Genomic DNA, 12,798 nt, shown 5'->3' with positions numbered 1-12,798 from the left:
TTCCCCAAGTCTCACACGAACTCCGCAGGCTTAACATTCCTCTAGCCCAGAGGTAGGTCTGCAAGAGACAAGAAGAAAATAGTGCATAGGCTTGCTCTACGCAAGCCCCACTTACATCCCCGCACTAAAAATACGGGGTTTTACGTGGATTCGATAATTTAGGGCAGGGCTTAAAGAGGCAAATTTCCACAAGCGCACCAAAGCTCTCAAGATGAGGAAACAAAAGTGATTACGAAGATTTTTGATATGGCCAACAGGCAATCACCCCTTGTCTATTGGCTTGAACAAACGATTGATCTTAACACCCGCATGGCGTATCGCAATAAAATGAATATCATCGGTTTATGTGGAGGCATCACCGCAGTCTGGATAAAAAAAAGTCTCGCATCCGAGGGCAGAGGCATCAAAACAGCAGCCGAGCTGGGCTCGCAACACCTGATGGGGATCGTACATTCAGCATTCTTAAGAAAAATGCCCCGACCACAAGATTACGATGTAATTGATTCGGTCATCCCTTTGCTGGATTCTCAGAATCTGGTTTACTGGGATTTTTACTGCGGAAAATGCCAGCTGATTCCCGGTATCATCGCGTCCTGGGTATCATTCAAGCCCAGCCACTGTATGATCGCCTTTAATAACGAGATATCAGGAGCGGGCCATATAATGGGCATGCGCTCTGACAGTAACGTGCTGGAAATGTTTGAACCCGACCTCGGTCTGTTTCAGTACTCTGACCTGATGAGCGCGAGTAAGCACCTGCAAAGAGTCATTGAAGGGTCTCATGCACAATGTATGGGCAGAAACTGGGGGATGCTCAGAGTGAAATCCATCTTTGACTAACCGGATCGGTAAAGCAGTTCAAAACCCCGTTCAGCCTTACTCTGGTCAGAGTTACTGCTTTTTATTGTAGTTGTCGTTATTCTCTCTTATTCGATCACGACTGCCTGCTTATTGATCATTAAAAGCTGAATTCATTATTCAAATAGTAACAATAATTTAGGGCAGGGCTTAAAGAGGCAAATTTCCACAAGCGCACCAAAGCGCTTAAGATGAGGCCGAAAAAGTGATAGAAAAGATTTTTGATATGACCAACAACAACTCAGCATTTGTCCACTGGCGTCAAACATCGTTGGGTTCTAATACCTGCATGGAGTATCGTAATAAAGCAGATATCATCGGGTATTGTGCAGGTATCACTGCGGTCTGGATAAACAAAAGTCTGGCATCCGAGGGCAGAGGCATCAAAACAGCAGATGAGCTGGGCTCGCAACACCTGATGGGGATCATACATTCAGCATTCAGCAGAAAAATGCCCCGACCACAAGACTACGATATAATTGATTCAATCACCCCTTTGATAAACTTTCAGAATCTGGTTTGCTGGGATTTTTACCGTGGAAAATACCATCTGAATCCCGGTATCATTGCGAGCTGGGCATCATTCAAGCCCAGCCACTGTATTATCGCCTTTAATAACGAGATATCAGGAGCGGGCCATATAATGGGCATGCGCTCTGAAGGTAATGTGCTGGAAATGTTTGAACCCGACCTCGGCCTGTTTCAGTACACTGACCTGAAGAGTTTGATATCGCACCTGCACGAAGTCATTTTTGGGTTTTATTCAAAATGCCTTGGCGACAACTGGGGAGTTCTCAGAGTGAAATCCATCTTTGACTAACCGGATCGGTAAAGCAGTTCAAAACCCCGTTCAGCTTTACTCTGGTCAGAAGGCGTTAACTGAATAGTTTGACCCAGCTCATCGGCTATCTGCTGAAGAACAGATTCATCACCTTCTATTAATTCCAGTTCCAGCTCACAGATCGGGGAGTGAGCCTCACCACTCTTAACCAGCCCTTTATCCAGAGCCGCTTCAACTCTTGCCCCGCTGTATTCAACCAGCCACGTAGTTCGGTCAAAGTCAGTCGCAAACAGAGGTTGCAGCTGATCCGGAGCAACACCCTGCAGGGACTCAGGCCAGACCTCAGTAAGCCCTGAAAAGTCCAGCTGGTTGTCCGGAATACGCCATTCCCACTCTCCACGGCGGGTCAGGCCGTTAGCGCTCTCTCCTTTCGTCTTAAGGGTCTGAAAATACTCGCCATTTTTTTCACGAATGCGCAGTGCCACCCTGGCCTGATTCAGAGCCATATCCGCAGTGTCGTAGTAAATATTACCCAGATGAAAGGTTTTTGGACCTTCAACAGCGAACTTTTTCCAGAACGAGTGGGTCTTAAGCTGTGAAATAGAGTTTTCAGACAGCGACAGTTTTAGCTCAGTTTCAAAACTCATAGAAAAAAAGTCTCGACGCTTCAAGATTACAGAAGCACCGAGTTTACGTGATCTTAACAGCAACGGGGTAGCAAAAAGCCCGTCCCAACTGGAGTGTGCATAATTTGCATATGACTCCTATAATTCCCCGTTCAGTTAACCGGATTTGCAGTTATGCCAAGCAATTTACTGTCCAGTGTATTTGGCCGGTCTCCCATTGGTCCGATACAGCAGCACATAACCAAGGTGCATGAATGCGCCATGGAACTGGAACCGTTTTTTATTGCGGCTTTCGATGGCGACTGGAAGCAGGCTGAATCAATCCAACAAAAAATTGTGCTACTGGAACGCGAGGCAGACGATATGAAAAGGAGCGTCAGACTGTCCCTGCCCAACAGCCTGTTCCTGCCCGTTCCCCGCACCGACCTGCTTGAAATTGTCACAGTACAGGATAAAGTCGCCAATCGTGCCAAAGATATTGCTGGTATCGTGCTGGGTCGTCACATGGTCATCCCACCCGAAATCCGGACAGCCTTTCTCGACTATCTGAAACGCTCTATTGCTACCTCTGCCCAGGCGCTCCGTGCCATGGACGAGCTGGATGAGCTGGTTGAGACCGGCTTCAAGGGAAGGGAAGTCAACCTTGTAGAACAGTTAATCGATGAACTGGATCAAATTGAAAGTGAAACCGATGAGCATCAAGTTGAAGTCCGAAAAATACTGTTCAGGCTGGAAAAAGACCTGCCTCCCGTGGACGTCATATTCCTTTACAAAATCATTGACTGGGTTGGAGACCTCGCAGACCGCGCCTCTCGCGTGGGCGGCTATCTCCAGTTACTTCTTGCCCGTTAACTGAACCACCAACCGGAAGCATATCCATGAGCATTATCGCAGAATATGGCACGATACTGCTGGCACTGGCCTGCCTGTTTGGTTTTTTCATGGCCTGGGGGGTTGGAGCCAACGACGTTGCCAATGCCATGGGAACATCGGTCGGATCACAAGCCCTGACCATCAAGCAGGCCATCTGCATTGCCATCATACTGGAGTTTGCAGGGGCTTACCTGGCCGGAGGGTCAGTGACCGACACGATTCGAAAAGGCATTATTGATCCCCACATGCCGTTACTGATCGAGAATCCCCATCTGCTCGTTTATGGCATGATGGCTGCCCTGCTGGCCGCCGGCACCTGGCTACTGGTCGCCACCCATTACGGCTGGCCCGTTTCAACAACCCACTCAATTATTGGTGCCATTGTAGGGTTTGCAACAGTTGGCATTTCTACTGAAGCGGTAAACTGGAGCAAAGTGTCTTCTATTGTCGCCAGCTGGGTCGTATCACCCGTTATGTCCGGAACACTGTCTTTCATGATTTTCATGAGCGTGCAAAAGCTGATTCTTGATACCGACAACCCTTTCAAAAACGCCAAGCGCTATGTCCCTGTCTATATGTTTCTGGTCGGTTTCATGATCTCCATGGTGACTCTGGTCAAAGGGCTGAAGCATATTGGCTTACCACTGGATAACAAACAGAGTATTACGCTAGCCCTGGGCATTGGTCTGCTGGTTATGATCGCAGGCAAAATATCGCTGACCAGAATCAAGGAAGATGCTCAGGCTGACAAAGCATTCCACTTCTCCAGCGTAGAGAAAGTGTTTGGTGTCATGATGATTTTCACTGCCTGCTCCATGGCGTTTGCCCACGGTTCGAACGATGTTGCCAATGCCGTTGGACCTCTGGCAGCCGTTGCCAGCATCATTAGCAGCGGTGGCGAAGTCTCGGGGCAGACCGGTATGCCAAGCTGGGTATTGCTGCTGGGTGCTGCCGGCATTGTCGTCGGACTCGCCACCTACGGTTACCGGGTCATGGCGACCATTGGCACTCATATTACCGAACTAACACCCAGCCGTGGCTTTGCCGCAGAACTGGCCGCAGCGTCTACGGTGGTTCTGGCTTCCGGCACAGGCTTACCGGTCTCTACGACTCATACACTGATAGGCGCTGTTCTGGGCGTTGGCCTTGCGCGGGGTATTGGAGCCCTTAACCTGAGAGTCATTGGCACCATCTTCATGTCCTGGCTGATCACTCTGCCTGCTGGCGCCTTCCTTGCTATTGTCTACTATCACTGCCTGTACTTTATCTTTGGCTGATCATTCGATAACCCGCCACTCCCGGCGGGCTATCCCATTGAAAAACCGACAAATACTACCTTAAGCCCCCCTCGTAGGGGAGTTTTAATCCGCAAAAGACCGACCTGTATCAATAAAATCCACAGTTTCTTTTTTTGTAAAAGCTTCGCTATTAATTTGTAAGCCTCTTTATGAAAGACTGTAGTCGTCTGTTAGTAAAAATACCCACAACGCTAAACACGCAATAATCTGACAGCAGCCTTAGTCCGCAAGATAAGCCATAACTGCCTTAGAAAAACTTGCATAAAAATTCATAAAAATAATTTATTCCGAAAAGGATGTAGTATGAAAGGAATGAGATTATCTGCCCTGGCGGCAGCCGTACTGGCTACTGTCTCCGTTAGTGTTCAAGCCGACTTTTTAAACGACAGTAGCTTGGACATTAAACTGCGTAATGTTCATTTTGATGTCAAAACGGATACTCCGGGAAACGACTGGAGTCAGTGGGCACAAGGGGTGCAGGCTAACTTTAAATCAGGCTATATCAGTGACGCTATTGGTTTTGACGCCTCTTATTATGGAGCCTTGAAACTGAATCATACCGGTAAAGACCCGTTTAGCAGCACTATGGATGGCGGCCAGCTGCTCACCAAAGACTACAAGAGCTACCACAAGTTTGGTCAGGCTTACCTCAAGGCAAAGTTTGGTGATGAACAGCAGGGCTTTTATGGCCAGGCCGGTTATATGTCTGGCCAGAAAGGCCTGATTCTGGGTTCCGGCTCCCGTTCGACTCCAAGCTCTTACCGGGGCGCACACGGTGAGGTCTATGTTCAGGACTTTACCGTCTACGGAACTTATGTGGATCGTATCAGCATGCGAACCGAGAACAGCTGGGACGAGTTCAAGACGAAAAGTGGCGACACCATCAAGCACGCCTGGCAGGTCGGCACCCTTTACCAGGCAAACAATGTCGATGCTGAAGTAGTGCACCTGCAATCTAAGGGCTTTCATAAACAATCCATGCTGAACCTCGGCTACACCTTCGACCTGGCAGAAAATACCAGTTTGATTGTCAGCGGTAACTATCATTACGCCAAGGGTAGCGGCAGCATCTGGAACAATAACCTGAATGACAAGAAAGAGAGTCTGAATGCTTTTGATGACAAGGCCAGCCACCTGAACCTGAACACCGAGCTGAAACTGGGCGGACTGGGGCTGAAGTTGTCCTACGCAACGACGGACGCAGAAAAGAAAGGCGGTCTTGGTTATCTGAAATACACCTACTGTGATAATGAATACGGTGCCAGTCCTTCAGCCGTCAGTCGCTATTGGTCCGACTTTATGTTCGACGGTGAAAAGGTATTACAGGTGCAGGGTAGCTACGACTTTGCCGATCTCAATGTACCAGGGCTGAACGTCAGCCTGACCTACACCGATGGCTCTGACATCAAGGATCAGGGTAGCGACAAGATGACCGGCGAAAACGAGACCGACCTGATCATCAGTTATGCAGTGCAGGAAGGCACCTTCAAAGGGGTTTCTTTCAGAGCCATCAAAGCCTGGCATACTGAAAAGTACGATACCAAAAAAGACATCGAGTCTGAGCACTTGAGGGTGTATCTTGATTACACCGTTAAAGTCTTCTGATCACCTCGTCACCATCTCCCGGCTGATAAGGCCGGGAGAGCTTCTGTACCGCCTTTCCGCATAAATAATTCTTCATTATTCCGACAGACTGATATCATGAGAAAGCTGCCAAAACCGTTGACTCCAGAATCAAGGCGACCCGGAACCGGTACCAGAATATGTCTGTAAGCATTCAGCCCGATTTACGATCAGCCCTTTCCCGTCTGATTGAGCTGCCTTCTGTCAGCTCTACCCAGTCGTCACTGGATATGGGCAACCTGCCTGTTATCCATGAACTGGCCAGCTGGTTTGAAAGCATGGGGTTTCATTGTGAAATCATGCCGGTTCCGGGACTCTCCGGGAAAGCCAACCTTATTGCTACTCTGGGACAGGGTCCCGGGGGGCTGGTTCTGGCCGGACACACAGACACGGTTCCCTACAACGAGCAGCTCTGGCAAACTGATCCCTTCAAGCTGGTAGAGAAAAATAATCGTTTCTACGGGCTTGGCAGTTGTGACATGAAGGGCTTTTTTCCACTGATTATGGAAGCCGCCAGAGAGTTTGCCGAAGGCGATCTGAAAGCCCCTTTGATTGTCCTTGCTACAGCAGACGAAGAGTCTTCCATGTCAGGTGCCAGGGCTCTGGTGACCGCAGGACGTCCAAAGGCTCGTTATGCCGTGATCGGTGAGCCCACCGGCTTAGCACCAATCTATATGCACAAAGGCATTATGATGGAACGCATACGGGTGGTTGGTCAGTCAGGACATTCCAGCAACCCGGCGCTGGGGAAGAACGCGTTGGAAACCGCACACAAAGTGATTTCCGAAGTGATGACTTTTCGGGCAGAACTGGCTGAGCAATATAACAACCCCGGATTTACCATTCCATCTCCCACCATGAACCTTGGCTGTATCCATGGTGGTGACAACCCCAACCGTATCTGCGGGCAGTGCGAGCTTGATTTTGATGTCCGGCTATTACCCGGTATGGACAGCAATGAAGTTCGTTTAAAACTCAATAACAGACTACAACCCATTGCCCGTGCCGATGGTGTAGAGCTGAACCTGGAACCCATTCAGGCCTGTGTTGATCCGTTTTCAGGCCTTGCCGACTCCGAACTGGTCAAAACCTGTGAAGCCCTGACCGGGCATAAAGCCCAGTCCGCCGTGTTCACAACAGAAGCGCCTTTTTTCAGTCAGATGGGAATGGACACTGTGGTTCTGGGTCCCGGTGATATTGATCAGGCTCATCAGCCAGACGAATTCCTTGCCCTTGACCGAATCGAACCTACAATAAGTTTGCTAAAAGCCCTGATCAGGCAGTATTGTCTCAAACAGCCATGAGCGGAAAATGCAGTAATCAACGAAGAAAATAACTACCTGGCCAACTTGTGAATGATTTCAGCACCGAGTATGTAAAATTTTTTCGTCAGTCTTCTCCCTATATTCATGCCCACCATGGCAAAACATTTGTCATCACTCTGGGGGGAGAGGCTCTGGCGCATGACAATCTGACGAACATAATCAATGACATTGCCCTGCTAAGCAGTCTTGGGGTACGTATGGTGCTGGTGTATGGCGCTCGTCCCCAGATCGAAAACCGACTGAAAGAAAAAGGGCTTAAGTCAAACTATTACCAGAATCGCCGCATTACCGACAAACAAAGCCTTGAGTGCGTTATGGATGCCGTTGGCAACCTGCGGGCGCTGATTGAGTCGCGCCTGTCTTCCAGTCTGGTCAATTCCCCCATGCAGGGTGCCAGCATCCGTGTTGTCAGTGGTAACTTTGTGACCGCTAAACCATTGGGGGTGCTTGACGGAAATGATTTCCAGCATACGGGCGGAGTGCGTCGCATTGATGATAAAGCCATCCACCAGCTGCTGGACAATGATTACATTGTGTTACTGCCCTGCCTTGGTCTCTCACCAACAGGCGAAGTGTTCAATATTGAAGTCGAAGAACTGGCAACCCATACCGCCATTCACTTAAAAGCTGAAAAGCTTGTTCTGTTTGGAAAGCAGGGGGGGGTTACCAACGAAGACGGCCAGTTAATCAGTCAGCTATCTCCAGCCACTGCAAACCAGTATCTGGATAAGCTGAAAAAGCAAGATGACCAGATTCACCTTACACGTCTTTTGTCTTCTGCCATCAATGCTTGCCTTGATGGCGTAGAGCGAGCCCAGATAGTGAACTTTCAGGAAGACGGTTCCCTGTTGCTGGAGCTGTTTACCCGGGATGGCAGAGGCACGATGGTGTCCCGTGATCGTTATGAGGAAATCCGTACGGCCACCATTGAAGATGTTACCGGCATTCTTGAACTGATCAGGCCTCTGGAAGAAGCGGGCGTTCTCAGACGCCGGTCCAGAAAAGAGCTGGAACGGGAAATCAGCCTGTTCCGGGTCATTGATCTTGATGGCACCATTATTGGTTGCGCAGCTATTCACCCTTTCCCCGGTAAGAAAACAGCAGAGCTGGCCTGTCTGGTGGTGCATCCTGAATATCGTAAAGACAAGCGCGGTGACAGCCTGCTGGAAGCCATAGTAGAACAGGCAAAGCAGCAAAAACTTGAACAGGTTTTTGTTTTAACCACGCAAACCGTTCACTGGTTTATGGAGCGTGGTTTTAAAGAGGTCGATGCCAAGGCACTGCTACCTGAGAAAAGGCAGCAGTACAACGTTAAACGGCAGTCAAAAATACTGGCTCTTAGTATTTGATTCGACTTCATCTGGTCGCGGCTGCGGCTTATGGATTATGGATTATGAGATGGCGTATTCGTTTTATCGTTTCTTGCTGAGTCTGTTTGTATCAGGCTGGAAGCGTAGTCATTAGACCAAGCATAAGCGTAACCGGGAGACCAGGTAGCCGGATACGGTTTGCCTTCGAAGACGAATGATTTAACCATAATTAGCTTATGATGAGACTTAATTCCCAGATTTTTCAATAGCGAAACCATATAAGTCAAAGTTCCACAGAGACGGCTGTAATTGACTCTCTGAATAGAACCACTGTACTTAAAACTATCCGGGGAGGTGACAACACGGGCACTCTCCTTTGTAGCCAATTCATTGTTAGAAAACAATTTTAGAATATCTGGCTCAACTTCTTTACGCTGTGCCTTTCCCAGATACTCTCCCGAAAAGTTCTTGCAAGAATAGATTGCGGCTTTGTCCAGGTCATCAATTGTCAGTTGGGAGTGAAGCCCAAGATGTACGGTATAGTCATAAAAATAACCACTCAGATAAAAGGTCTCCGGCATGTACTGATGCAACTGCTCGTTTTTCTGTCTGAAATTTAAAGGCACCTTGTCGTTAGTCTTGATGTTATCTGGCTGAAACAGGCTATCCATGGCTTTCTGACATTCGCCTGCATTCGCCTCTGTATCCTTCTCAGTTGCTTCACAAGGGTTATCCGCTGTAAACCTGTCACTGTAGACCTGGTAGGCATGGTTAAGACCAAAACCCATTTTTGATTCGGAAAAAACCGTCACTTCGGGTTTTTCATCGTCTTCACGATCAATGTCAACGTAATTGTAATCGTCACCAGGGACGGCAATAGATTCAGCCATATTGTTACTGAGCCCTGGCTTAATTGCAGTAATCGAAGCCCCTGCAAGACTGAATGCCATTTGAGTAGATTTCCCGCCCAGCTCCACAATGCCAAACGGTTTCTCGTTAGTACCAAAGCGACCATAAAAATGATTGACAGCAAGCCAGTTCATCGCACCTTCTTTCCAGCCTTCAAGCAACTTCAACTCAATATCATATTTTTTATCAGTAACGCCAAATTTTGCCAGTTTATCCCGGATCTTCAGGAACAGTTTCTCTGTATTTATACTGTCACTCCGCTTACCTGCGGTGGCTCCAAGAAAGAAAGCCGGGCGCTCTGTCGCCTTATTAGCTGATTTACAGAAGTTTTCATCTTTCAGAAGATTCGCAATGATTTGTGCTGAATCATCATCAATTCCACCGTGATCAAGACGTAGAGGGCTGCCTTCTTTCATAGGTGACTGCCTGATTAGACGAAACTCTTCATTAACCGAGTGTCTGCCAAAACAGAAAGACATGAGTCTTGACGATGAACTGCCATCATCAACAAGAACCAGTTTTCGAGTTTCAAGGTATTCCTGTTCTGAATCGGCAAATAATGAAGGGCCAAAAAATGCGGTTACAAGAAAGGAAAAGCATAATCGGGCTGGCTGCTCGGAAAAAATAGCTAAATATGGCTTACTTTCAGTTATTCCACTAAATAAGGTTCGAAGAAAAATCAATGAAGGCATCATTATGATTTCAAATTTTAGTATGTTTAAAATTTTCAGGAAAGCAAAGAATAGCGCAGAAAAAATCATTCGCCAGCGATAATATCTGCCATTCTGGAATCAAGATACTGTGTTTTGGTTTGAATACTTCGATGCAGCTCACCAACAGCGCCAGCCATCATTTCCCTGACCCAGAACTCATATTTTTTCCGTTTCAGAATCATGATAGCGGCTTCATATTCATCCATGTACTCATAAGGTTTAGCGGATGAGCTTTTATTACCCAACTCTTTTTGAAATGCCAGCTCATCCATCAGCTCTTTGTGATACTTGTGCAACTTCAGCGTTTTTTCGACAAAATCAGGAAGCTGGTCTTTCGAGAGCCTGCGCATGGTATTGACTTCTTCGCGTCCGGTTCGATATCTGCGCCATGGGCCAAACCCTGTCTTCTTTTTACTGCCTCTTTGGATGGCCTGAAACCGCTCTTTATTGATCCTTGAGTTTACCCGCTCCAGCAAAAAGTCGACTGTGAAGAAAAAGCCAAACATCGACAGTCCCTGAAGTGAGGGTTTGGGTACTAAAGGTAAGACTTCCAGCCTGGGAGCTCCCTGAATACTGGACCAACCCAGTTTCAGTCCGTGAGCCAGTGTTGAGTTCACCGTATCTCTCACCAGCTTCATCATGTAGAGGCCAATTCCATCCTTGGCAACATGAACTGCCGTTTCGGCATGCCGGCTTAACATATTCCTGTCAGCCTCATTATGAGTCAGTTCCGGTATTTCCTGATTAACAATCCGCTCATAGTCTTCAAGTGCCTGCTGCCGTTTGGCAGAGCGTAACCCTCTATTTTTTGAAAGCTTCGGAAAGATACTTTTTAGCCAGCCCGACTTATTCGTCACCACATGAAACCTGCTTTCCGTTACCCTGGAATCATTGGCCGCCCGGTTAAAAAGAGCCTCTCGACGGGCAGGGTTCATTTTTTCAAACTTGGCGTTCCATAAGTCACCAACACTCTTTTCCCATTCCTGATCCATTCTGCCAAGGTCAGCTGTGATGGTCGTATAAAGAATATCGTAAAGCCTGAAAGCCTTTCTGAGATTTCCACGCCGATGCAAATAGCGGGCACGCCCTTCTTCCAGTTTTATTAAATCATCCAGAGAACGGGCGTCAGGCGTCATAGCCAGTCGTACTTCTGCATCTTTCTCCAGTTCAGCATAAGCATTATAAATACGTGCCAGCGTTTCATGGCTGCAGACATAACGCAGACTGCGCAGGAACACCCTCAGTTTTTTTTCATCCAGTTCACTGATCACATTAAACTCAGTGCCATTCAGACGAAAGTCTCCGGACATCTGCATTCTCTGGATGGCTTTTAAAGCCTTTACCATCCTCACTGCATGGGTGATACCACTCCAGAGAGCGTAATAGCCAAAGTAATACACAAGGTTCAGCACTGCTGCCATACCACCCGTACCAACACCAAGAAAAAAAGTACTGAACAGAGTCCCTAAGGCTCCAATAAGCATTTCTTTCTTATTTCTTAATGTCTTGCGCTTCAGTCGGTTCAGCAAATCATGCCGGGGGATTTTCAAGCCTTTACCATTATCCACCACCGTTCGAATGTACTTTTTATCTTCCCGATCCAGCTCATAACGGCTCTCACCCGGTTGCTCAAGAGCCGGTGCAGTGGAAGCTGGGTTTGAGCGGTCAAAGACCAGTAGCTCCGCTGGTTTATCCGGATAATCCATTCGCGCTCTTTCCGGATCAGGCTGACCACTGAAATGCCAGCGGATGCGGTTTTTGACTTCCAGAATACGTTCGAAAGTAATATCCCGATCTTCTCGCAAACCCTGAGAAAGTGCGATTTCAGCCACCAGGTCTTCAGCCGCATCCCGGTCATCGGTGTAATATTGAACCACCGTATCGACAAAATGAGGAAGTAACGCTCTTTCCAGAAACCCGGTTGGCAGCCTCCGGTCTTCAGAAAGAAAGCGATAAGCCAGTTCAGTGGTCGAAAGCTCGACATCCGCCTTTATTGAATCCAGTAGATTTTTACGGACAAGTTTCGAGCCCTCTGCAAGCACCGCAAACTGCTGATCATCAATAGTCTTGCTCTTAACCTCCCCAATGCCATGGAGGTGCATGACGCAGGCTATTTCATAATCCTTGATACTGCGGTGGAACGCATCGGGAATGCGACTTCGTGCCTCCATACAAAATGAGTCATAAAGACTTAACACTCGCTCTGCAGAAGGCTTTCCGAAAAGAAAACGCTTAACCCCATGAGAAAAGGAAGAAAAGGCGGAGACCAGATGTCCCCTCCAGGTCTGATATTCAGAAACCACAAGCTCCCTGCTATTCGGGTTTGACAGCGGGGGCAGTTCCGGATTTGGTTTGGCTCCTGAAAGGTTATCAGCCCTGAGTCTGTGCATACCTCTGAATCCCTGAGATATTTAAATTCGATAAGAACTCTTGTTTTTACTATTTTCGGTATTCAATCGTTCTTTTAAATCACAAATAGAAA

At 47.8% G+C, this 12,798-nt stretch carries 10 protein-coding genes; 7 read left to right on the top strand and 3 right to left on the bottom strand.

Annotated features, from left to right (window positions below; translation table 11 throughout):
- Positions 1-225 precede the first annotated feature (225 nt).
- Both NX722_RS25080 and NX722_RS25075 read left to right on the top strand, forming a co-directional pair.
- On the top strand, positions 226-840 hold the full coding sequence (locus tag NX722_RS25080) for a hypothetical protein (RefSeq protein ID WP_262565581.1): 615 nt from the start codon (positions 226-228) through the stop codon (positions 838-840).
- Positions 841-1,084: 244 nt separating this feature from the next.
- Positions 1,085-1,678 carry a hypothetical protein gene (locus NX722_RS25075; protein ID WP_262565580.1) on the top strand — a complete coding sequence of 198 codons (594 nt, stop codon included), beginning with the start codon at positions 1,085-1,087 and terminating at the stop codon, positions 1,676-1,678.
- Here NX722_RS25075 and NX722_RS25070 read toward each other — a convergent pair.
- Positions 1,675-2,286, bottom strand: coding sequence for a CYTH domain-containing protein (locus NX722_RS25070; protein ID WP_262565579.1), 612 nt, complete (start codon positions 2,284-2,286; stop codon positions 1,675-1,677). The two genes, NX722_RS25075 and NX722_RS25070, sit on opposite strands and share 4 nt — an antisense overlap.
- Before the next feature lie 153 nt (positions 2,287-2,439).
- Here NX722_RS25070 and NX722_RS25065 point away from each other — a divergent pair, with 153 nt between their 5' ends.
- From NX722_RS25065 to argA, 5 genes are all read left to right on the top strand, one after another.
- Positions 2,440-3,117, top strand: coding sequence for a TIGR00153 family protein (locus tag NX722_RS25065; RefSeq protein ID WP_262565578.1), 678 nt, complete (start codon positions 2,440-2,442; stop codon positions 3,115-3,117).
- Positions 3,118-3,143: 26 nt separating this feature from the next.
- The gene (locus tag NX722_RS25060) at positions 3,144-4,415 is read left to right on the top strand and encodes an inorganic phosphate transporter (protein WP_262565577.1); all 1,272 of its coding nucleotides are present in this window, start codon (positions 3,144-3,146) and stop codon (positions 4,413-4,415) included.
- Positions 4,416-4,739: 324 nt separating this feature from the next.
- The gene (locus tag NX722_RS25055) at positions 4,740-6,041 is read left to right on the top strand and encodes an OprD family porin (RefSeq protein ID WP_262565576.1); all 1,302 of its coding nucleotides are present in this window, start codon (positions 4,740-4,742) and stop codon (positions 6,039-6,041) included.
- Positions 6,042-6,199: 158 nt separating this feature from the next.
- Complete coding sequence (argE, locus tag NX722_RS25050; protein ID WP_262565575.1) at positions 6,200-7,363, top strand: acetylornithine deacetylase; 1,164 nt, start codon at positions 6,200-6,202, stop codon at positions 7,361-7,363.
- A gap of 47 nt (positions 7,364-7,410) precedes the next feature.
- Positions 7,411-8,733 (top strand): amino-acid N-acetyltransferase, encoded by a 1,323-nt coding sequence (gene argA, locus NX722_RS25045; protein ID WP_262565574.1) that lies wholly within the window; start codon positions 7,411-7,413, stop codon positions 8,731-8,733.
- 35 nt (positions 8,734-8,768) lie between these two features.
- Here the strand turns inward: argA and NX722_RS25040 are convergent, their stop codons facing one another.
- Entirely contained in the window at positions 8,769-10,364 is a 1,596-nt protein-coding gene (locus NX722_RS25040; protein ID WP_262565573.1) for an acetate and sugar kinases/Hsc70/actin family protein, read from the bottom strand.
- Positions 10,361-12,706, bottom strand: coding sequence for a hypothetical protein (locus NX722_RS25035; protein WP_262565572.1), 2,346 nt, complete (start codon positions 12,704-12,706; stop codon positions 10,361-10,363). Before NX722_RS25035 ends, NX722_RS25040 begins: the two co-directional genes overlap by 4 nt.
- Between the last annotated feature and the right edge of the window lie 92 nt (positions 12,707-12,798).

Origin of the sequence: Endozoicomonas gorgoniicola (assembly GCF_025562715.2) — a bacterium.
Lineage (GTDB): Bacteria > Pseudomonadota > Gammaproteobacteria > Pseudomonadales > Endozoicomonadaceae > Endozoicomonas_A > Endozoicomonas_A gorgoniicola.
This window is presented reverse-complemented; position numbering and strand designations above follow the sequence as displayed.